The organism is Streptomyces sp. Alt3 (assembly GCF_030719215.1).
GTDB lineage: Bacteria > Actinomycetota > Actinomycetes > Streptomycetales > Streptomycetaceae > Streptomyces > Streptomyces glycanivorans.
Genome location: NZ_CP120983.1, coordinates 3,957,550 through 3,978,202, shown reverse-complemented (window position 1 = coordinate 3,978,202; position 20,653 = coordinate 3,957,550). Strand labels below are relative to the sequence as shown.

The window sequence follows — 20,653 nt, the reverse complement described above, 5'->3', positions numbered from 1 at the left end:
GCGGGAGTGCCCTGTCGGAGGCCGTGGGGACGGTGCGGAACGCGCTGGGGGCCGGTGAGGGCGGGTGCACGCGGACGAGGGGCATCGGCCGTCGAGGGCCCGGGGGTTGGGCGAAAGGCCTGCGTTCGCTAGGGTCCTGGACCATGGCACACAACCCCCACGCCCCGCAGCCGGGCCCCGAGGGCACTCACGACCCGGCGGGCAGCACGCAGATGTTCCGCGCCTTCGTCGACGAGGGCGAGCCGCAGCGCGGTCCGCAGCAGCCCGCAGCGACCTCGTCCGGCTCGAAGAACGGGGTGATCTTCGCCGTCGTCGCGGTCGTCCTCGTCCTCGGTGCGGTGGCCTGGCTCGCGCTCGGCTGACCGGACCGTCACCGGCCGGCCCCGTCGCCCCTGCCCGGGGCCCGAGGGCCTGCCCGGCGTCCACCCGCACGTGTACGCCGTCCTCCCGCACCGCTCCCGCGCCGCCCCGTCGACGCGGGAGCGTTCGCTTCTCCGGGTGGTGCGGGCCCTCCGGGTTCCCCGGACACGGCGAGGCCGCCGGGGAGGCTGTCGCGCCGCCCCGGCGGCCGGTGGGTCTCGGTGAGCCGTCCGTACGGACCCCGCACGGGGTCAGTCGGCGATGAGCCCCTCCCTGAGCTGGGTGAGCGTCCGGGTCAGCAGCCGGGAGACGTGCATCTGCGAGATGCCGACCTCCTCGCCGATCTGCGACTGCGTCATGTTGGCGAAGAAGCGCAGCATGATGATCTGACGCTCCCGCGGGGCGAGCTTGGCCAGCAGCGGCTTCAGGGACTCGCGGTACTCCACGCCTTCCAGCGCCGCGTCCTCGTATCCCAGGCGGTCGGCCAGCGAGCCCTCGCCGCCGTCGTCCTCGGGGGACGGGGAGTCCAGCGAGGAGGCCGTGTAGGCGTTGCCCACGGCCAGGCCGTCGACCACGTCCTCCTCGGAGACCCCGAGCGCCTTGGCCAGCTCCGGCACCGTCGGCGAACGGTCGAGCTTCTGGGCGAGCTCGTCGCTGGTCTTGGTGAGGGCGAGCCGCAGCTCCTGGAGCCGGCGCGGTACCCGCACGGACCACGAGGTGTCGCGGAAGAAGCGTTTGATCTCCCCCACGACGGTCGGCATCGCGAACGTGGGGAATTCCACGCCCCGTTCGCAGTCGAAGCGGTCGATCGCCTTGATCAGGCCGATCGTCCCGACCTGGACGATGTCCTCCATCGGTTCGTTGCGGCTCCGGAACCGTGCCGCCGCGTACCGCACCAGCGGGAGGTTGAGCTCGATGAGTGTGTCCCGCACATAGGCCCGCTCAGGGCTGTCCGTTCCGTCGGGACCCGAGGCGGGGCCCAGCGCGGCGAGCCGCAGGAACAGGGAGCGGGACAGGGTGCGGGTGTCGATGGCTTCCGGCGAGCTGGTGAGCACGGCAGGTGCCGGCACGCTCTTCGTGAGCGTGAGCACCTTCGAGCTGCCCTGTTCTGTGGACATGCCACCCCCTTGAGGTCGCGGACGGTCGCGGTGGCCACGACCATCGGAGGAACGCAGCCTCCACCTGAATACCGGAGGTGGAGCTGCGGCAAACGCGGTTCCAGCAGAATGTCACATGTCGGCAACACGCTGTAGTGACATGTCGACAAGTCAGCGGCGAAACTGCGCAGGAAACAGGGGGTGTGCGGCTTTTACGCCCCCGGATCCAGCCCTCCGGGGGTCTACCCGTTCTGACTACGCTTCGATCCTGTTTGCTGATCGCAGTCGGGCGAAACTTCTGGCCAGAAGCCTTGACACATGCATCTGGGAGACGCCCAGTTCGGCACTGATCTGTGACTGGGTCAGGTTGTTGTAGTAGCGCAGCAGCAGGATCCGCTGCTCGCGCTCGGGCAGCTGCACGAGCAGGTGCCGCACCAGGTCGCGGTGTTCGACCCCGGCGAGCGCCGGGTCCTCGTAACCGAGCCGGTCCAGCAGCCCGGGCAGCCCGTCACCCTCCTGGGCCGCCTCCAGTGAGGTCGCGTGGTATGAACGGCCGGCCTTGATGCAGGCCAGGACCTCGTCCTCGGAGATCTTCAGGCGTCCGGCGATCTCCGCCGTGGTCGGTGAGCGGCCGTGAGCGGTCGTCAGGTCCTCGGTGGCGCCGGTGACCTGGACCCAGAGCTCGTGCAGCCGCCGTGGCACGTGCACGGTCCTCACGTTGTCCCGGAAGTAGCGCTTGATCTCGCCGACCACCGTGGGCATGGCGAACGTGGGGAACTGGACGCCGCGTTCCGGATCGAAGCGGTCGATGGCGTTGATCAGGCCGATGGTGCCGACCTGGACCACGTCCTCCATCGGCTCGTTGCGGCTCCGGAAGCGGGCCGCCGCGTACCGCACGAGCGGCAGGTTCGCCTCGATCAGCGCGGTGCGCACCCTGTGGTGCTCCGTGGTGCCGGGTTCGAGGCCCTTGAGCCGGCCGAACAGGACCTGGGTCAGTGCCCTGGTGTCGGCGCCCCGGGTCCGGGCGGGCGTGGTGGGGTCGGGGGTCTCGGTCTGGATGTCGTCCGTCTGGACGTTCTGGGGCGGGACTTGAGGCGCTGTACTGGCCGGCACGGTGACGCCACCCCTTTGCGGTCAACTACGGTCAACTCATCCGTCAAAAGCGGTCATAGCATCACAAGACATGTCCACTGTGTGCAAGCACCGCATGGATCCGTGTTGAGGGTGTTGGGGTTTAAACATGCCGAAAAGCCCCTCTCCGTAGGGGGAGGGGCCGGTGGGGCCGGAGATCCGAAAGAGTCAGAAGGGGTAGTCGGCGATCACCCAAGTGGCGAACGCGCGCCACTGGCCGGCCGCTGCCTGGTGGTCGGGGTGCTCGACGTACCGCAGAAGCGCGTCCTCGTCGGCGACCGCCGAGTTGATGGCGAAGTCGTAGGCGATCGGCCGGTCGGTGATGTTCCAGGCGCACTCCCAGAACTCCAGCTCGGGGATCTTCCCGCCGAGCTCCCGGAAGGCATCGGCGCCTGCGACGACCCGCGGGTCGTCCCGCTCGACGCCGTCGTTCAGCTTGAACAGGACCAGGTGGCGGATCATGGTGGTTCTCCTACTTCACGAGCTCGGACATGAAGTCCCCGACGCCCTGAGCGGCGCTCGAAACACCCTCGAACCCTATTTGGACGAGGTCGGCGCTCCGCTCCGGAGAGGTGATGATCGTGTACAGCACGAAGACCACAATCATGTAGAGCGCGATCTTCCTCGCTTGCACCACAGCCCCGCCCCTCCCCTTCGATCACCTGCGCAGTCGGGTGATTCTAGCCGCACGAACGGCCGTATCCGCTGGCCGTTTCCGATCACTGATGTGGCTTTTAGGGTCGAAGGGCCCGTCGATTCGGGCCCTTTGTCGGCAGGTGTGGCTTACGGCAGGAGGGAGTATGGGCAGTGGGCCCGCCGTACCGGCAGGAATGAGCGGGCCCAGGAACGGGACCTCCACGAGGTTCCCACCGCGTGACTCCCCCCTGACCGCGGCGAGGACCTCCGGTCCCCGTTCTCACCGGGGGAAGCGGCTTGTCCCCCCGATGCCGCTTCCCCCGACCTGACGCCCGAAGGGCCCGGCGCACCGCGCCGGGCCCTTCGTGTCGTCCGTCGTCCCGCAGGTCAGTCCTTCCGCAGGCCGACCGTGCCGGGGGCGGCGTCCTGGACGCCGTGGTCCGCACCGTCGCGGGGTGCCGGGACGGTGGTGGCGGTGACCACCGCGGCGTCCTCGGCTGCCAGGCGCTCCATGCCGCTCGTCGTCTTGAGGGGCTTCTCCTTGATGAAGAGCACCGCGATGAGTCCGAGGAAGGCGAACGGGGTGGCGATGAGGAAGAGGTCGCCGGTCGCGACGCCGTAGGCGTGCTCGACGATGTCCTTCAGCGGCTCGGGCAGCTTGGTCATGTCGGGCACGGCGCTGCCGTGTCCGCCGCCGGTCGCCGGGATCCCGTTCTCGGCGAGGCCCTTGGTCATCTCACTGGCCACCCGGTTGGCGAGGATCGCGCCGAGCACGCTGGTGCCGATGGTGCCGCCGAGGCTGCGGAAGAAGGACAGCACCGAGGTCGCGGCGCCCAGCTCGTGCGCCGGGACGTCGTTCTGCGCGGCGAGCACGAGGTTCTGCATCAGCATGCCGACGCCGATGCCCATGAAGGCCATGTAGACGCTGAGCAGGCCGAAGTGCGTGTCCGCGTCGATGGTCGAGAGCAGGCCGAGGCCGGCCGTCATGACGACGCCGCCCGCGATGAGGTAGATCTTCCACTTGCCGGTGGCGGAGATGATCTGCCCGGCGACGGTCGAGGAGACCAGCAGGCCGCCGATCAGCGGGAGGCTCATGAGGCCCGCGGCGGTCGGGGACTTGCCCAGGGAGATCTGGAAGTACTGGGAGAGGAACACGGTCCCGGCGAACATCGCGATACCGACGAAGAAGCTCGCCAGGGTCGTGAGCGACACCGTGCGGTTGCGGAAGATGCCCAGCGGGATGACCGGCTCCGCGGCCCTGGACTCCACGAAGACCGCAGCCGCCAGGAGCACCACTCCGGTGGTCACCAGCGCGGCCGTCTGCCAGGACGCCCAGTCGAAGCTGTTGCCCGCGAGCGACGTCCAGATCAGCAGCGCGCAGACACCGGCCACGATCAGGAAGGCGCCCAGCCAGTCGATCCTGACCTGACGGCGTACGGTCGGCAGCTTCAGGGTGCGCTGGAGCAGCACGATCCCGGCCAGGGCGAACGGCACACCGATGAAGAAGCACCAGCGCCAGCCCAGCCACGACGTGTCCACCAGGACACCGCCGATCAGCGGTCCGGCGACCGTGCCCACGGCGAACACCGCGCCGAAGATGCCCGCGTACTTGCCGAGCCGGCGGGGCGGAATGATGGCGGCCATCACGATCTGGGCCAGGGCCGTCAGGCCACCGGCGCCGATGCCCTGGATGACGCGGCTGATGATCAGGGTCACGACGTCCTGGGAGAAGCCGGCCACGAGGGAACCGACCACGAACAGGCCGAGCGAGAGCTGGAGCAGCAGCTTCTGGTTGAACAGGTCGGCGAGCTTGCCCCAGAGCGGCACGGTGGCCGTCATCGCGAGCAGTTCGGAGGTCACGACCCAGGTGTACGAGGACTGGCTCGCGCCCAGGTCGGCGATGATCCTCGGCAGGGCGTTCGCGACGACCGTGCCCGCGAGGATGGCGACGAACATGCCCGCCATCAGGCCGGACATCGCCTGCAGTATCTGACGGTTGGACATGGAGGTGGGCGCCTGCTCGGGCGCCTCGGTTGCGGTCACGGTGTCCTTCTTCGGTTCTGGGGCTGAGCAGGATCGGTGGTACGCGGCGCCGGAGGCCGGTCGGACTACGCCGGCGGCCGCGGGAGGCCTTGCGCCAGCTGGGCGAAGACCTCCTGAAAGGTGTCCGTGAGTACGTTCTCGCCGGGGTGGTCGCACCAGTGCTCGATGGCGACCCGCAGGGCGGTCTGGGTGACGGCGGCGAGGAGGCGGGGGAAGATCCCGGTGCCGGACGGCTCCCGCGTGCCCGGCCGCGTGGCTTCGAGCCAGTCGGTGACGGCGGCGGCCAGGGCACGTTCCTCGGCCACATGGGCCTTGAGGCCGCGGTGGATGAGGTGCGGTGACCGCTGGAGCACCTTGGACTGAAGGGCCCACAGCTCCTGGCGGGCCTCGAAGCCGTCCAGTTCGGTGACGAGGGCCTCGCGTACGACGTCGAGCGGCGGCCTGTCGGCGGGGGCACGGCGCACGGACTCCCTGATCCGCTCGCCCACCTCGTCGTCGACCAGGACGAACGCGTCGTCATGGCTGGGGAAGTAGTTGAAGAACGTGCGGGGCGAGACGCCGGCGGCCTCGCTGATTGCCTCGACGGTGACGTTCTCGACCCCGTGCTCGGCGGCGAGCCCCACGGCCGCCTCGGCGAGGGCCCTGCGGGTGGCCCGCTTCTTGCGCTCCCGCAGCCCGGGTGCGGATGTCCTCGTATTCGCCACAACGTGCATAGTAGGCAAAGATGCATACCCTGCAAAATTATTTGCGCGTGGGGTGACAGGTGCCGGAACGGTCCCAGGACCCGCCCGGAACGCAGTGAAGGGACCGACCCTGACGGGTCGGTCCCTTCAACTCGCTGCGGTAGCGGAGGGATTTGAACCCTCGGTGAGTTTCCCCACACTCGCTTTCGAGGCGAGCTCCTTCGGCCGCTCGGACACGCTACCGAGAGAGAGCTTAGACCATGCCGGGCCCTGGTCCGAAATCCGATTCCCGGCGAGAGCCGGGAGCGTCCCCCGCGGTGCTCTCAGCGTTCCCGGAAGAACGCCGTCAGCAGGTCCGCGCAGGGGTTCTCCAGGACGCCGTGGATCACCTCGGGCCGGTGGTTCAGCCTGCGGTCGCGTACGACGTCCCAGAGCGAACCCGCCGCCCCGGCCTTCTCGTCCCGCGCCCCGTAGACCACCCGGGTGACCCGGGACTGGACGAGCGCGCCCGCGCACATCGTGCAGGGCTCCAGGGTGACGACCAGGGTGCAGCCGGTCAGCCGCCAGGATCCGAGGGCGGCGGCGGCACGGCGCAGGGCGAGCACCTCGGCGTGAGCCGTCGGGTCGTGGGACGCCTCGCGCTCGTTGTGGCCGGTGGCGAGCAGAGTGCCGTCCGGTCCCAGCACGACGGCGCCGACCGGCACATCGCCGGCCGACGCCGCCTGCGCGGCCTCGTCGAGGGCCCGGCGCATGGGTGCCTGCCACGGGTCCCGAACGGGGTCGGGGGGAGGCGGTGAGGAGGGGGTGGGTGGTGGAGCGTTCACCCGCGGACCCTAACGGACGGACTCCAGGACCTCGGAAGCCCCGAGCGCGTCCGCGATCTCCACCAGTGCGTCGGTGCGCAGGGTCAGCAGATCCTTCTCGGACAGCCCGAGGTCGGCGAGGACCCCGAGATCTCCGAGCGGCCCCGCCGGTACGGCGTCGGGGTCGTGGTCCGGGTCGGGTTCGGTGCCGGCGTCGCGGGTGCCGGCATCGGACGGGGTCTCGTCCGGCTCGTCGCCGTCCGTACCGTCGAGGTCGACGAGTTCCTCGAGTGCGGCGATCTCGTCCTCGGCCCCCGGTTCACGGCCGAGCAGTTCGTCGGTGAGCAGGATCTCCCCGTACGAGGAGCGGGCGGCGGCGGACGCGTCCGAGACGTAGATACGGGGGTCCTCCTCACCGTCCACCCGGACGACGCCGAACCAGGCGTCCTCCTGCTCGATGTAGACCAGGACCGTGTCCTCGTCCACCGAGGCCTCACGGGCCAGATCCGTCAGGTCGGACAGGGTTTCCACGTCGTCGAGCTCCGTATCGCTCGCTTCCCACCCGTCTTCGGTGCGCGCGAGCAGTGCGGCGAAGTACACCGTGACTCTCCCACTGGTCTTAGGCGATTCGGTCCGACGGGAGGGCAGACGGTCATCCGGCTGCTCTGGGCCCCGCCCAATCGGCATCGTGGCAGAAACGAGCGCGATGCGAGACCTCTTCGACCGTTGCGTCGGCATCAGTTACCCGAGTGCGTGTCCGCCGTTTGTGCTCCCGCGGCTCCTCCGGAGCGCCAGCAGGCCGGCCCGGAGGACGTCCTCACCAGCGGAACGTACGCATCCGCATCTGTTGGCGCATACGGGCCGCCCGGGCCCGGCGCGGCTGGACGCGGTCGCGCAACTGCTTCGCCTCGTGGAGCTCACGGAGGAACTGCGCCCTGCGCCTCCGGCGCGCCGCTTCACTCTCCTGCGCGTCCGGCACGTCGTCCGGAGCGTCGGGCAGGTCGCGCGCGTCGCGTCCGGCCTGCCACTGATTCCGCTGCTCCCCGTCGGGCAATCCACACACCACCCCAAGCCTGGGTCCGTATGGACCCACCTTCCCTCCGAACAGGTGCTTGATGCCAGTGCGGACTGGCGGGAAGCCTGTCCGGGGCCCGGTTACTGTTGACGGCATGCGGATCCACGTCGTCGACCACCCGCTGGTGGCGCACAAACTCACCACGCTGCGCGACAAGCGCACCGACTCCCCGACCTTCCGGCGGCTCGCCGACGAGCTGGTCACCCTCCTCGCGTACGAGGCCACCAGGGATGTGCGGACCGAGCAGGTCGACATCGAGACCCCGGTGACGCCCACGACCGGTGTGAAGCTGTCGTATCCGCGCCCTCTCGTCGTCCCGATCCTGCGCGCCGGGCTCGGCATGCTGGACGGCATGGTGCGGCTGCTCCCGACCGCCGAGGTCGGCTTCCTGGGCATGATCCGCAACGAGGAGACGCTCCAGGCGGAGACGTACGCCACGCGGATGCCCGAGGACCTCTCCGGCCGTCAGGTCTATGTCCTCGACCCGATGCTGGCCACCGGTGGCACGCTCGTCGCGGCCATCCGTGAGCTGATCAAGCGTGGCGCGGACGATGTCACCGCGGTCGTGCTGCTCGCGGCGCCCGAGGGCGTCGAGGTCATGGAGCGCGAGCTGGCCGGCACGCCGGTCACGGTCGTCACCGCCTCGGTGGACGAGCGGCTCAACGAGAACGGCTACATCGTGCCGGGACTCGGCGACGCCGGTGACCGGATGTACGGCACCGCCGACTGACCGGAAGCCTTTCCGCCGGCCGGTCCGGGAGATTCCGGACCGGTCCCGCCGCCCCGAGCCCGTCCTGCGGCTTTCAGCAGGAGGACGGTGCCGGGGCGGGCTTCGTGAGGGCCGTGAGCGCCGTCGCCGCCGCCGCGGGGGTGCTGAACGCCCTGAACTTCGTGCCGATGATCAGATCGATGTCCGCGGTCCTGCGCGCGTCGGTCTTCTGCGCGGCCCCCGGCAGCTGTGTGGCGAGCACCGGGAAGGAGCCGTTCATGGCCGCCGGGCCGCCGAGCAGCATGCCGGTGCCGGGCACCTTCTTGTCGTACGCGGCCGGGGCGTTGTCCACCTTGCCGATGGCGAATCCGCGCTTCTTCAGCTCGTCGGCCGCGGCCTTGGCCAGCCCGCTGCGGGGCGTCGCGTTGTAGATGTTGACCTTGATGGCGGCCGGCTTCGGGAGCACCTTCGCGGCCGCCGTGGCGCTCGGGGAGGGGCAGACCTTCGGGCGGTCCGCCGCGTTGGCCTGCTTGTTGCCGCCGGTGAAGACGTCGACGATCTGCAGTGTGCCCCAACCGGCCAGCCCGAGTGCCACCACGGCGGCGGTCACCGAGAGGGCCAGCTTGCGGCGGTGGCGGGGGCGGCGCATGCGGGGATACGTGTTACCCGTGATGCGGTACTTTCCGCCCATGCCGGGAGGGGTCAGCATGCTCATGGGCGCAGCGTAGTGCGACCTGGTGATGATGCCTACTAAACGATCAACCTATGGCACCCGTACGAGCATAAAAGCACCCGAAAGGCCCGAAATGCTCCACGGGTGGGAGTGGCGGGTTCAGCCCATTTCGAGCACGCGTGCGTGCAGCACCTGGCGCTGCTGCAGAGCGGCCCGGACGGCGCGGTGCAGTCCGTCCTCGAGGTAGAGGTCGCCCTGCCACTTCACGACGTGGGCGAACAGGTCGCCGTAGAACGTGGAGTCCTCGGCGAGCAGGGTCTCGAGGTCGAGCTGGCCCTTGGTGGTAACCAACTGGTCCAGACGGACCGGACGCGGCGCGACATCCGCCCACTGTCGGGTGCTTTCCCGGCCGTGGTCGGGATATGGCCGACCATTTCCGATGCGCTTGAAGATCACACGGAAAGCCTACCGGGCAAGGGGCTCCGGGCGCAGCCGGGGAACAGGACTGTACTGCCGATCAAAACGTGACGTATCAGCATCAAGCGCCGCACGGTCTGTCATGTTTGTGAGGCATGTTTGTGAGGGTGCACCGGATTGCCGTACGGCGGCCTGCTGGTTGCGGCCGGTTGACGCCCCGGTGCGTCGCTCCGCGGACGTGGCGTGGCCGGCCGCCCGCGGAGCACGGGTTCACCTGGCGTGGCTAGCCGGTGACGCCGTGGGTGTGCCCCTCGCGCGGTACGCCGCCGCCGCGGGGCTCGCCGGTGACGGACGCCGCCGGGGCGCGGCGGGGCAGGGAGCCCAGGTCGTAGGCGTAGGTGCCCACCAGGTGGGCGACCACGTCGATGTTGGTGTCGAAGTGCCCCGTGTCGATGTTGTCCAGGTCGTCGCACGCCGCGTGGTAGCAGGGGTCGTACGCGACTCCGGCCTGTCCGCCGTACGTCTCGGCCTGGCCGGCCGTCTTGATGCCCTCGGCGCCCGTGTCCGTACCGCCGGACGGGATCCCCGCCTCGATGAACGGCCCGTAGTCGGAGCGCCCGGTGAAGTCCGTGCCGGTGTGCGGCTTGCCCTCGCTGTCCAGGAACGCGTTGATGTCACGCTCCAGCCGGTCGGAGCCGGCGGGGCCCGGTCCTTCGCCCACACCGTCCGAGTCGTCGCCGTCGAGGACGAACTGCGCCCCGTTCGGGGAGGCGATCATGTCGAAGTTGAGGTAGAGCGCGATCCTCTCGCGCTGTGCAGCCGGGAGTTGTGCGAGGTAGGCCTCCGAGCCGAGCAGACCGTTCTCCTCCGCCGACCACCAGGCGAACCGCACCTTGTTGACGGGCGTACGGCCGGACTCGGCGAGTTGCAGGGCGACTTCGAGCAGCCCGGCCGAGCCCGACCCGTTGTCGTTGATGCCGGGGCCGTCGGTGACGGAGTCGAGGTGCGCCCCGAGCATGACCGTCCTCGCGGCGTCTCCGCCGGAGGTCTCGGCGACGATGTTGTGGGTGGTGCGCTCCTCGCGGAACTCACGGATCTCCAGGGAGACCTTCACTTCCCCCTTCGCGAGGTCCGCCACGAGCTTCTTCCCCTCGTCCTGGGTGATTCCGCCGGTGGGGACCTTTCCCGCCTCGGCGTCGCCCAGGGTGCCGGAGAGGGCCCCGTCGGTGTTGTTCCAGATCACCGCGCCGGTCGCGCCCGCCGTCGCTGCCGCCGCCTGCTTCCGGGCGAAGGAACAGCCTCCCCGCTTGATGAGGGCGATCTTTCCGGTGAAGTCGTCCGATGCGTAGTCGGCCGCCTCGCAGCCGGTGGTGTCGTCGGCCGGGACGGCGGCGAGAGGGGCCGTGACGCCACCCTCGCCGGTGGAGGCGGTGTACGTCATCGCCCGGACCGAGACCTCGCGCGGCGTGGGGGAGACCACGGAGAGCTTCTCGGCGAGGGTCTCGGTGTAGACGAAGTCGAAGGCCTGCCGTTCGACCCGGTAACCGGCCTTCCTGAGCAGCCGCTGGACGTACGCGGCGGAGGCGTCGTACCCGGGCGAGCCGGCTGCGCGGTGGCCCTCCGCCTCGTCGGCCATGGCCTGGAACCGCTCCAGGTGCCGGTGGGCGTTCGCCGCGGACGAGCGGTCCACCAGCTGCCGCGAGAGTTCGGCGGCGTTCCGGGCCGGGTCGGGCGGCGCCTGTCCGTGGTCCGGGGACGCGGCGAGGAGAAGCGGTGCTGTCAGGGCGGTGGCGGCGACGACGGCCGCGGCCCTGCGACGGGTCGCGTACACAGGTGTCCTTCCGGTGCGAATGGTGGTGGGGAGGGCCGGGCCGGCACGGTCATGCGGACCGGGACGCCGCCCTGGCCGCAGCCTTGGCCTGCTGTTTGTGCGCCCGTACCTCGGCCAGCGAGTCGGGGCCGGTGATGTCGGCGACGGAGCGGTGCGAGCCCTCCTCGCCGTACGCCCCGGCGGCCTCCCGCCAGCCCGTCGGGCGTACGTCGAACTGCTTGCCCAGCAGGGCCAGGAAGATCTGTGCCTTCTGGGCGCCGAAACCGGGCAGGGCGTGGAGCCGTTCCAGCAGCTCGGCCCCGGTGGTGGCGTCCGTCCAGACCGCTTCCGCCCGCCCGTCGTACTCGGCCACCAGGTACTGGCACAGCTGCTGCACCCGCTTGGCCATGGACCCCGGATACCTGTGCAGTGCCGGCTTCTCCGTGAACAGCGCGGTGAAGGCGTCCGGGTCGTACGCGGCGATCTTCCGGGCGTCCAGATCGTCCGACCCCATGCGCTGCGCCAGCGTGTACGGGCCGGTGAACGCCCATTCCATGGGCACCTGCTGGTCCAGCAGCATGCCGACGAGGGCGGCCAGCGGGCTGCGGCCCAGCAGTTCGTCCGCGGCGGGTTCCTGGGCGATCCGTACGCTGCGGGCCTTGCCGTTGTCGCTCTTGGTCATGTCTTCGATGATTCCGAGGGTGCCCGGGATCGGCGACTCGGTGCGACGGTCCGCGGTGCCCCGCCTACCCGGCGGGCGGCGGTGGCAGCCGGTCGGCCCGCATCCGCAGATAGCGGGCCTCGGGTGCGCTGAGCGTGTGGTCCGCAGCCCGCCGGTAGGCGGAGCGCGCCGCCTCCCGGTCCCCGGCCTCGTCCAGCAGATGGGCGCGCACGGCATCCAGCCGGTGGTGGCCCGCCAGCCGGCCCTCCAGGGCGGTGAGGGCAGCCAGCCCGGCCCCGGGGCCCTCCACCATGGCGAGGGCCACCACCCGGCCGAGTTCGGCCATCGGGTCGGGGCCGTGCCGCACGAGCAGGTCGTACAGGGCGAGGATCTGCGGCCAGTCGGTGTCCTCGGGACGGGCCGCCTCGTCGTGCAGCGCGGCGATCGCCGCCTGCAGCTGGTACGCCCCGGCGGGCCCCTGGGACAGGGACTCCTCCACCAGCGCCGTGCCCTCGGCGACGGCCGCTCCGTCCCAGAGGGTGCGGTCCTGTTCGTCGAGGGGCACGAGTTCGCCGTGCGGGCCGCTGCGGGCGGCGCTGCGCGCCTCGGTGAGCAGCATCAGTGCCAGCAGCCCGGTCACCCGCCCGTCCCGGGGCAGGAGCCCGCGCACGGCACGGGTCAGCCGGATCGCCTCCCGGGCCAGGTCGGCGCGGTGCAGATCGCTGCCGGACGTCGCGGTGTACCCCTCGTTGAAGATCAGGTAGAGCACCTGCAGCACCGCGGCCAGCCTGCTGTCGTGGTCGTCGGGGCCCGGCCGTCGGAACGGCACGCCCCGCACCTTGTGCTTGGCCCGGCTGATCCTCTGCGCCATCGTCGCCTCGGGCACGAGGTGGGCCCGGGCGATCTCGGCCGTCGTCAGTCCGCCTACGGCGCGCAGGGTCAGCGCGATCTGCGCGGCGGGGGACAGCTCGGGGTGGCAGCAGAGGAAGAGCAGGGTGAGCGTGTCGTCGGCGGCGGGTGCGCGGCTCTCCCCGGGCGGTGGTGCCGTGAACGCGTCGCGGGGGGTGAGGGCGGCGGCCTTCTCCTCACGCCGCTGCCGTGCGGTGTCCCTGCGCAGCTGGTCCGTCAGCCGCCTGGAGGCGGTCCGGATGAGCCAGCCACGCGGATTGTCCGGCAGACCTCCGGCCGGCCACTGCAGGGACGCGGCGAGCAGCGCCTCCTGGACGGCGTCCTCCGCCGTGTCGAAGTGGCCGTAGCGGCGCACGAGCGCGCCGAGGACCTGCGGCGCGTGGAGGCGCAGCAGATCCTCGACTCCGGTCGGTCCGCCGTTCACACGTCCCCTCTCACCCGTGCACCGATCTCACCCGCGCACAGATCTCAACCGTGCACCGAGGAGGACCCGCGTCCTACTCGGGGGCGCCCGTGGGCTCGCAGCCGCCGTCGTCGATCGGCCGGATCAGCACCGGGTAGACGGGCGCGCCCTCGGGCTGCGGACACCGGGCGACGCGCGCGGCGATCTCGGTGACCCTCTCCAGACTCTCGCAGTCGAGCACCCAGTACCCGGCGAGTTGCTCCTTCGTCTCGCCGTAGGGACCGTCCGTGATCACGGGGCGGCCGTCGGTGCCGGGCAGCACCGCACGGGTCCTGGCCGGTTCGACCAGGCCGTTCGCGTCGACCATCTCGCCGGACTCGGCCAGGTCGTTGTTGATGCTCTCCATGAAGGCGAACATCTCCTGCATGTCCTCCTTGCTCCAGACCGGGCTCCCGTCGGACGGCTCACCGCTCATGGCCGCGTAGTCGGCCTGCGAACCCTGGACCATCACGAGGTACTTCATGGTTTCGCTCCTCGGCTCTCGCTCGCCGCCCCTCGTGGGCGACTTCCACAGGGGACGTCGAAGCCCGCGGCCGGTTCTCGACACCACGCGGAAGGTTTTCCGGAATCACTCCGCCGCGCGGGCCTGGGAGCGCCCCCCGTAGAGTTCGGCTGCGTTGTCCGACCAACCCCGAGGTGCCGGCCGTGTCCCCCGCTTCACCCCTGCCCGCCGTCCCGGTGCCCGCGTCCGCCGTGAGCGTCGTGGGGATCGGTGCCGACGGCTGGGCGGGCCTGCCGGAGACCGCACGCGCGGCGCTCCTGGACGCCGAGGTCCTGATCGGCGCCGAGCGCCAGCTCGCTCTCCTCCCGCCGGAGTGCGGGGGTGCGCGCGTGCCCTGGCCCTCGCCCCTGCGGCCCGCCGTGCGCGGGCTGATCGCGGCGCACGCGGGCAGCAGGACCGCCGTGCTGGCCAGCGGCGACCCCATGTTCTACGGCATCGGCCGGGCGCTCACCGAGGAGCTGGGCGCCGACGCGCTCCGCGTGCTGCCGCACCCGTCCTCGGTGTCGTACGCCTGCGCCCGGCTCGGCTGGCCGGTGGAGGACACGGAAACCGTCACCCTCGTCGGCCGTCCCACGGCCCGGCTGGCTGGAGCGCTGCACGACGGACGCCGACTGCTGGTGCTCTCCGCGGACGCCACCACGCCCGCCGCGGTCGCCGCACTGCTCCGGGACCGCGGCTTCGGCCCCAGCCGGATGCGGGTGCTCGAACAGCTCGGCTCGGCGGCCGAGGACTGCCTGGACGGCACCGCCGACACCTGGGAGCATCCGCCCGGGGACCCGCTCAACGTCATCGCGGTGGACTGCCGGAGCACCCCCGGCGCGCTGCGGCTCGGAGCGGTGCCCGGTCTGCCCGACGAGGCGTACGAGCACGACGGCCAGCTCACCAAGCGCCATGTCCGCGCAGCCACGCTGGGTGTGCTCGCACCCGCCCCCGGAGAGCTCCTGTGGGACGTCGGCGGCGGTTCCGGTTCGATCGCGGCGGAGTGGATGCGGACCCATCCCTCCTGCCGGGCCGTCACCGTGGAACGCGATCCGGAACGGGCGCGGCGCATCCTCCGCAACGCGGACCGGCTCGGTGTCCCCGGGCTGCGCGTGGTCACCGGCCGTGCACCGGACGCCCTGGCCGGACTGCCGGTGCCGGACGCCGTGTTCATCGGAGGAGGGCTGACCGCGCCAGGGCTGCTCGACGCCTGCTGGGAGGCGCTTCCCCCGGGCGGACGCCTCGTCGCCAACACGGTCACGCTGGAGTCGGAGGCGCTGCTCACCGAGTGGTACAAGCGGCTCGGCGGTGATCTGGTCCGCCTCGCGGTGGCCCACGCCGTACCCGTCGGCGGGTTCACCGGCTGGCGTCAGGCCATGCCCGTCACCCAGTGGTCCGTACAGAAAACCTCGCACGCTCCAGGAGACGACAGATGACCGTGTACTTCATCGGCGCGGGCCCCGGCGCCGCCGACCTGATCACGGTGCGCGGCGCCCGTGTCCTCGCGGCCAGTCCGGTCTGCCTGTACGCGGGCAGCCTGGTTCCCCGGGAACTGCTCGCCGAATGCCCGCCGGACGCCAGGCTCGTGGACACGGCCCTGCTGGACATCGACCAGATCACCGCCGAGCTGGTGCGGGCCCACGGGGAGGGCCACGACGTCGCCCGGTTGCACTCCGGGGACCCCTCGGTCTTCAGCGCGGTGAACGAGCAGATGCGCCGGCTCGACGAGGCGGGCGTGCCCTACGAGGTGATTCCCGGGGTCCCCGCCTTCGCCGCGGCGGCAGCGGCGCTCAAGCGGGAACTGACGGTGCCCACGGTCGGCCAGACCGTGATCCTCACCCGTGTCGCCCAGCGGGCCACGGCGATGCCCGAGGGTGAGGACCTGGCCACGCTGGGCCGCAGTGGTGCACTGATCGTGCTGCACCTCGCCGCGCGGTACGTGGACCGGGTGGTCGACGAGCTGCTGCCGTACTACGGGGCCGACTGCCCCGCCGCCGTGGTCGCCATGGCCTCACGCCCGGACGAGATCATCCTGCGCGGCACGCTGGACTCCATCGCTGAGCAGGTGAAGTCGGCGGGAGTGATCCGGACAGCGGTGATCATGGTCGGCCGGACCCTGGGCGCGGAGCAGTTCCGCGACAGCCATCTGTACTCGCCGGCGCGGGACCGCCACACCTGCTGACGGCGGCGCGGCGGACGCCGACCAGCTGACCGGGCGGGGGCGACGGACACCGTCGACCCCGCTGCGGCTCAGCGCGCCTCGCTGCGCCCCACGACGGCGCCCGCCCGGTCGATGCAGATGACGTCCACCGCGACCGGAGCTCCCCGCAGCACCGACAGCGCCTGGTCCCGTGCCGCCACCGCCACCAGGTCGCCCAGCGGGACGCCCGCCGCCATGCACGACTGCAGGGCGGCGAGGCCGGTGTTGGCGACCTCGATCTCGGCCGCCAACGCCTCGCTCGCGCCCCCCTGACGTGCCAGCCGTGCCAGGAACGGCTTGTCGACCTGGGAACGGCCCGAGTGCAGGTCCAGATGTCCGGCGGCCAGCTTGGACAGCTTGGCGAACCCGCCGCAGATGGTCAGCCGCTCGACCGGGTGCCGCCGCACGTACTTCAGCACCGCGCCCGCGAAGTCGCCCATGTCCAGCAGGGCGATCTCCGGCAGCCCGTACTCGGCCACCACCGTCTTCTCCGAGGTCGAGCCCGTGCACCCCGCGACATGGCGGTGTCCGGCCGCGAGTGCCACGTCCACCCCGCGGCGGATCGAGTCGATCCAGGCCGAGCAGGAGTAGGGCACCACGATGCCCGTCGTGCCCAGGATCGAGATTCCGCCCAGGATGCCCAGGCGAATGTTCCACGTGAAACGTGCGATCTCCTCACCGTCGTCCACCGAGACCGTGATCTCGACGTCGCCGGTGCCGCCGTGTTCAGCCGCCACCCGCGCGACGTGGTCCCGCATCATCTCGCGGGGGACGGGGTTGATCGCGGGATCTCCGACCGCGAGCGGCAGCCCGGGAAGCGTCACCGTTCCGACGCCGGGACCCGCCCGGAACACCACCCCGGAGCCGGCGGGCAGCAGCCGTACGGTGGACCGCACCAGGGCGCCGTGGGTGACGTCCGGATCGTCGCCGGCGTCCTTGACCACGCCTGCCGTGGCCTGCCCGCCGGCGAGCTCCTCCACCGCGAGGGCGAAGGCGGGGGTCTGGCCCTTGGGCAGGGTGATGGTCACCGGGTCCGGGAACTCGCCGGTCAGCAGCGCGGTGTACGCGGCCGTGGTCGCCGCCGTCGCACAGGCCCCGGTCGTCCATCCCGGCCGCAGACCGGTGTGCTTGAGTTGGGCGGTGCGCCCGCCCTGCGCCTCACTGCTCATGGATGGACCGATCGGATGCCCTTGCACGTACTCGTCCTCGGCGGCACGACGGAGGCCCGTCGGCTGGCGGAGTCCCTGGTGCCCCTGGACGGGTTCCGGGTGACCAGCTCACTCGCCGGCCGCGTCGCACAGCCGAAGCTGCCGCCCGGCGAGGTGCGCGTCGGCGGCTTCGGCGGAGCCGAGGGCATGGCCGAGTGGCTCCGCGCACACCATGTGGATGCGGTCATCGACGCCACCCATCCCTTCGCCGGCAAGATCAGTTTCAACGCGGCCTCGGCCGCTGCCGCTGTCCATGTTCCCCTGCTGGCCCTTCGACGGCCCGGCTGGGTGCCCGTGGAGGGCGACCGGTGGCACGTCACCGACTCGCTCACGGGTGCGGCGGAGCTGCTGCCCGGGCTCGGGTCGCGCGTCTTCCTCACCACCGGGCGCATGGGTCTGGCGGCGTTCGCCGCCCTGGACGCGCTGTGGTTCCTGATGCGTTCGGTGGACGCGCCCGAGCTCCCGTACCCCGCGCGGATGGAGGTTCTGCTCGACCGGGGCCCGTTCTCGCTGGAGGGCGAGCGGGAGCTGATCCGGCGGCACCGTGTCGACGTCCTCGTCACGAAGGACAGTGGCGGTGACGCGACCGCACCCAAGCTGACAGCCGCCCGCGAGGCGGGGATTCCCGTGGTCGTGGTCGGACGGCCACCGGTCCCGCCGGGCGTTCCGGTGGCCGGTACGCCGGAAGAAGCCCTCGCCCTGCTGAGGGCTCTTACGAGCGGCTGAACCGCGAGGGGGGCCTGGGCGGCACCGGTTCTCACCGGCCGGGACGAGGCTGCTCGTGTACCCGGCGGGCGAGATGGACGGTGACGTCGGCCGTGACCTCGACCGCCTCGGGCAGAACCTTCATGATCTGCCCGAAAACCTGCTCCCGTTCCGTGGCCGGCAGCACCAGATAGGCCGAAATCGTCGAGAGCAGACCGACGTAGTCACGCGCACTCATGGTCACGCGGTGTTCGACCACGGACTGCTCGACACCGGTGAACCACTCGGACCGCAGGAGCTCCGTTCCCGGCCACTGCATGGCGTTCTCCGGAGGCGTCCCGTCCGGGGACGGCACCTCGTCGCTCTCCATGAAGGGGGCGCGAGCCTCGCTCACGGCCTCCTTCACCGCCGCGTCGGACAGCTGGGCCGGCCCGCCGAACGAGGCGAACACGCCACCCGGCTCCAGCAGCGCGGCCACACGTGACCACCGGCCCTCCGGGGCGGTCCAGTGGAGCGCGGCCGCCGCGTAGACCAGGCCGTACCGCTGTCCCGGCCGCAGGTCCTCGAACGCGGACCGCACGGTCCTGACACCTGCCGGGACGTGTCCGCGCAGCTCGGCGAGCATGGCACCGTCGGGCTCGGTCGCGGTGACCTCGATCCCGCGCCCGGCGAACAGTCGGGTCGCCTTGCCCGTCCCGGCGCCGATCTCAAGGGCGGTACGGACCGGCTGATCCGCGTACTCCAGCACTCTGTCGACGAGCTCTGGGGAGTAGCCCGGCCGGAAGCGTTCGTACGCCTCCGCGACCGGGCCGAAGCTCAGTGCGCGGTCGGTGCGGTCGGTGCGGTCGGTGCGGTCGGACATGGCGGACATCCTGGCACGGGCCGGGACTTCGGTGGCCGTGATCCGCCGTCCGTCGCCGGGACGCCGGGCTGTCAGTGGCCGGGACTAGCGTCGTCCGTAGATCCACCGACGGACGCCCCGGGCGTGACGTACCACCAGGAGACCTCCATGCAAGCGACGTTCGCAGACTTCTCCGCCACACCGGTCGGTGTGTCCAACGCGGGGATCAGGTATCGCCACTGCCACGAGGGGTCGTCGCATCTGGCGATGGGCGCTGACGCGAGCACCGAGCTGGACTTCGAGATCGACGGTCAGGAGCGGATCGCCGAGGTGACGCTGAAGGTCACCGCGCTGGTCTCCAAGCTGGGCGGTTCTCCCGGGTACGCCCCGGTCGACGTGCTGGTGAACGGGAAGGCACTCGTCGAGGGGTTCACCGTGCCCGGCGGCGGTGACCTGCCGCAGGACAACGTGCTCGCGGTCCCGGGCGAGCTGCTGCGGCCGGGCACCAACACGCTGGAGATACGCACCGGTGCCGACGCGCGCAGCATGCTCCGGCTCTACCGCGTCACCCTCGACTCCGTGTACGAGCGTGGCCGCTCCGAGCGTGCGATGGCCGCTGACGCGGCCCGTGACACGGTCTTCACCTACACGACGGAGCGCCGCCTGCCGTTCACCTCGTCCTGGCGGCCCGGCCCCCGGCTGCTGTTCCACGTCGACCGCGGCGAGCAGTCGCTGCCCGCCCAGCTGGGATGGCGCGGGCAGGACGGCGCGGAGTCGGCGATCAGCTTCCAGTCGAACATGTCCGACTTCCACGGCCATCACCGCGCCGCCGACGGCACACTCGCCGAGTTCCGCGGCCGTGTCACAGGGCGTGGGCCGTTCCCGGAGGGGACCGAGGGCCTTCGGGTGCACCGTTTCCGCACCGAGGAGGGCTGGGGCGGTGCCTGGCACTCCTCCGGAGAGCTGAGGCTTCTGGTGGAGGACGGCTCCGGACCCGTGGAGCGGGTGACCTGGCGTGACCAGCGGGGCAACTCCGGTACGGCCGCGCTGCGCATCGCCGACAGGCTTCCGGGAGCGGCACCGGACGTCACCGGGGAGGCGACCGTCGTGGAGGTCAGCGACGAGTTCGAGGAGGCCGGGGAGGTCGCCGAGAATCTGTTGCGGGACTCCCGGGAGAAGTGGCTGGCGGGTGAGTGCGAGGCGACCGTGGAATTCGCCTTCGGCCGGCCCACCGCCCTCACCGGCTACACGCTGATATCCGCCAACGACTTCCCCGACCGCGATCCCCGGGACTGGACCCTGTCCGGCTCGCAGGACGGGGTCCACTGGACGGAGCTGGACTCCCGGACCGGGCAGGGCTTCGACAGGCGTTTCGAGAGCAGGACTTTCGGGATCGGCGCGGCCCCGGCGCCCTTCTCCTGCTACCGCCTCGACATCACGGGCAACGGGGGCGCGGGCGAGACACAGCTCTCCGGTGTGCGGTTCGCGGGGTTCGCCTCGGACCACTTCAGCGGCTACTACCAGCGGCACGACGAGGGCCCCATCGGATACCGGGGCACGGCCGTCGTCGTCCAGGACGACCTCGCGGCGGGCGAGCGGACGGCGCGTCTTGCCGTGGAGCTGGAGCGGGCGGCCCGCAGCCTGGCCGAGGCGGCCCGCTCCATCGGCAAGCTGGCCGAACAGGTCAGGGAACGCTGATCCGGACGCCGGTCCGGACCCCGGCCTCGGGACCGGGCCCAAGGCCTCAG

Annotated in this window: 23 protein-coding genes and 1 tRNA gene; 6 read left to right on the top strand and 18 right to left on the bottom strand. The window is 71.3% G+C overall.

The window, feature by feature from the left end; all coding sequences use genetic code 11:
- The first annotated feature begins 143 nt into the window (after positions 1-143).
- Entirely contained in the window at positions 144-362 is a 219-nt protein-coding gene (locus P8A20_RS17465; protein ID WP_147958492.1) for a hypothetical protein, read from the top strand.
- A gap of 249 nt (positions 363-611) precedes the next feature.
- Here the strand turns inward: P8A20_RS17465 and P8A20_RS17460 are convergent, their stop codons facing one another.
- The 10 genes from P8A20_RS17460 to P8A20_RS17415 all read right to left on the bottom strand — a co-directional run bounded on the left by P8A20_RS17460 (position 612) and on the right by P8A20_RS17415 (position 7,807).
- Positions 612-1,478, bottom strand: coding sequence for an RNA polymerase sigma factor SigF (locus tag P8A20_RS17460; RefSeq protein WP_014155104.1), 867 nt, complete (start codon positions 1,476-1,478; stop codon positions 612-614).
- Between the two features lie 234 nt (positions 1,479-1,712).
- Positions 1,713-2,570 (bottom strand): RNA polymerase sigma factor SigF, encoded by an 858-nt coding sequence (locus P8A20_RS17455; RefSeq protein WP_306103822.1) that lies wholly within the window; start codon positions 2,568-2,570, stop codon positions 1,713-1,715.
- 186 nt (positions 2,571-2,756) lie between these two features.
- On the bottom strand, positions 2,757-3,050 hold the full coding sequence (locus P8A20_RS17450) for a Dabb family protein (RefSeq protein ID WP_147958490.1): 294 nt from the start codon (positions 3,048-3,050) through the stop codon (positions 2,757-2,759).
- A 10-nt stretch (positions 3,051-3,060) separates the two neighbouring features.
- Positions 3,061-3,225, bottom strand: a complete 165-nt coding sequence (locus tag P8A20_RS17445) for a hypothetical protein (RefSeq protein WP_014155101.1) — start codon at positions 3,223-3,225, stop codon at positions 3,061-3,063.
- Positions 3,226-3,611: 386 nt separating this feature from the next.
- Positions 3,612-5,228 (bottom strand): MDR family MFS transporter, encoded by a 1,617-nt coding sequence (locus tag P8A20_RS17440; RefSeq protein WP_261988704.1) that lies wholly within the window; start codon positions 5,226-5,228, stop codon positions 3,612-3,614.
- Positions 5,229-5,332: 104 nt separating this feature from the next.
- Complete coding sequence (locus P8A20_RS17435) at positions 5,333-5,980, bottom strand: TetR/AcrR family transcriptional regulator (RefSeq protein ID WP_306103821.1); 648 nt, start codon at positions 5,978-5,980, stop codon at positions 5,333-5,335.
- Positions 5,981-6,108: 128 nt separating this feature from the next.
- Positions 6,109-6,193 (bottom strand) — tRNA-Ser (locus P8A20_RS17430).
- An 80-nt stretch (positions 6,194-6,273) separates the two neighbouring features.
- Complete coding sequence (gene tadA, locus P8A20_RS17425) at positions 6,274-6,702, bottom strand: tRNA adenosine(34) deaminase TadA (protein ID WP_147958487.1); 429 nt, start codon at positions 6,700-6,702, stop codon at positions 6,274-6,276.
- A gap of 81 nt (positions 6,703-6,783) precedes the next feature.
- On the bottom strand, positions 6,784-7,353 hold the full coding sequence (locus P8A20_RS17420; RefSeq protein ID WP_306103820.1) for a tRNA adenosine deaminase-associated protein: 570 nt from the start codon (positions 7,351-7,353) through the stop codon (positions 6,784-6,786).
- A gap of 217 nt (positions 7,354-7,570) precedes the next feature.
- A complete protein-coding gene (locus P8A20_RS17415; RefSeq protein ID WP_261988703.1) occupies positions 7,571-7,807 on the bottom strand; it encodes a hypothetical protein in 237 nt (78 codons plus the stop codon).
- A 115-nt stretch (positions 7,808-7,922) separates the two neighbouring features.
- Between P8A20_RS17415 and upp the strand changes: the two genes are divergently transcribed.
- Positions 7,923-8,558, top strand: a complete 636-nt coding sequence (gene upp / locus P8A20_RS17410; protein WP_031097280.1) for a uracil phosphoribosyltransferase — start codon at positions 7,923-7,925, stop codon at positions 8,556-8,558.
- Between the two features lie 73 nt (positions 8,559-8,631).
- Here upp and P8A20_RS17405 read toward each other — a convergent pair whose 3' ends face one another.
- The 6 genes from P8A20_RS17405 to P8A20_RS17380 all read right to left on the bottom strand — a co-directional run bounded on the left by P8A20_RS17405 (position 8,632) and on the right by P8A20_RS17380 (position 13,933).
- Positions 8,632-9,228 (bottom strand): LytR C-terminal domain-containing protein, encoded by a 597-nt coding sequence (locus P8A20_RS17405; protein WP_147960342.1) that lies wholly within the window; start codon positions 9,226-9,228, stop codon positions 8,632-8,634.
- A gap of 141 nt (positions 9,229-9,369) precedes the next feature.
- Positions 9,370-9,666 (bottom strand): type II toxin-antitoxin system VapB family antitoxin, encoded by a 297-nt coding sequence (locus tag P8A20_RS17400; RefSeq protein WP_014155093.1) that lies wholly within the window; start codon positions 9,664-9,666, stop codon positions 9,370-9,372.
- 244 nt (positions 9,667-9,910) lie between these two features.
- Positions 9,911-11,458 carry a M28 family metallopeptidase gene (locus tag P8A20_RS17395; RefSeq protein WP_306103819.1) on the bottom strand — a complete coding sequence of 516 codons (1,548 nt, stop codon included), beginning with the start codon at positions 11,456-11,458 and terminating at the stop codon, positions 9,911-9,913.
- 49 nt (positions 11,459-11,507) lie between these two features.
- Positions 11,508-12,119, bottom strand: coding sequence for an HhH-GPD-type base excision DNA repair protein (locus P8A20_RS17390; protein ID WP_147958483.1), 612 nt, complete (start codon positions 12,117-12,119; stop codon positions 11,508-11,510).
- Between the two features lie 64 nt (positions 12,120-12,183).
- Positions 12,184-13,431: an RNA polymerase sigma factor gene (locus P8A20_RS17385; RefSeq protein WP_261988581.1), complete on the bottom strand. Its 1,248-nt coding sequence runs from the start codon at positions 13,429-13,431 to the stop codon at positions 12,184-12,186.
- A 73-nt stretch (positions 13,432-13,504) separates the two neighbouring features.
- A complete protein-coding gene (locus P8A20_RS17380; protein ID WP_147958482.1) occupies positions 13,505-13,933 on the bottom strand; it encodes a YciI family protein in 429 nt (142 codons plus the stop codon).
- A 182-nt stretch (positions 13,934-14,115) separates the two neighbouring features.
- Between P8A20_RS17380 and cbiE the strand changes: the two genes are divergently transcribed.
- Entirely contained in the window at positions 14,116-15,387 is a 1,272-nt protein-coding gene (cbiE, locus tag P8A20_RS17375) for a precorrin-6y C5,15-methyltransferase (decarboxylating) subunit CbiE (RefSeq protein WP_306103818.1), read from the top strand.
- The gene (gene cobM / locus P8A20_RS17370) at positions 15,384-16,133 is read left to right on the top strand and encodes a precorrin-4 C(11)-methyltransferase (protein ID WP_306103817.1); all 750 of its coding nucleotides are present in this window, start codon (positions 15,384-15,386) and stop codon (positions 16,131-16,133) included. Before cbiE ends, cobM begins: the two co-directional genes overlap by 4 nt.
- Before the next feature lie 68 nt (positions 16,134-16,201).
- On the opposite strand, the gene P8A20_RS17365 is transcribed toward cobM, so the two are convergent.
- A complete protein-coding gene (locus P8A20_RS17365; protein WP_147964236.1) occupies positions 16,202-17,320 on the bottom strand; it encodes a cobalt-precorrin-5B (C(1))-methyltransferase in 1,119 nt (372 codons plus the stop codon).
- A gap of 15 nt (positions 17,321-17,335) precedes the next feature.
- Here P8A20_RS17365 and P8A20_RS17360 point away from each other — a divergent pair, with 15 nt between their 5' ends.
- Positions 17,336-18,085, top strand: coding sequence for a cobalt-precorrin-6A reductase (locus P8A20_RS17360; protein WP_147964235.1), 750 nt, complete (start codon positions 17,336-17,338; stop codon positions 18,083-18,085).
- Between the two features lie 31 nt (positions 18,086-18,116).
- On the opposite strand, the gene P8A20_RS17355 is transcribed toward P8A20_RS17360, so the two are convergent.
- Positions 18,117-18,926 carry a class I SAM-dependent methyltransferase gene (locus P8A20_RS17355; protein ID WP_306103816.1) on the bottom strand — a complete coding sequence of 270 codons (810 nt, stop codon included), beginning with the start codon at positions 18,924-18,926 and terminating at the stop codon, positions 18,117-18,119.
- A 147-nt stretch (positions 18,927-19,073) separates the two neighbouring features.
- On the opposite strand from P8A20_RS17355, the gene P8A20_RS17350 reads away from it, so the two are divergent.
- On the top strand, positions 19,074-20,603 hold the full coding sequence (locus P8A20_RS17350; RefSeq protein WP_306103815.1) for an alpha-1,2-mannosidase: 1,530 nt from the start codon (positions 19,074-19,076) through the stop codon (positions 20,601-20,603).
- The last annotated feature ends 50 nt before the right edge of the window (positions 20,604-20,653 follow it).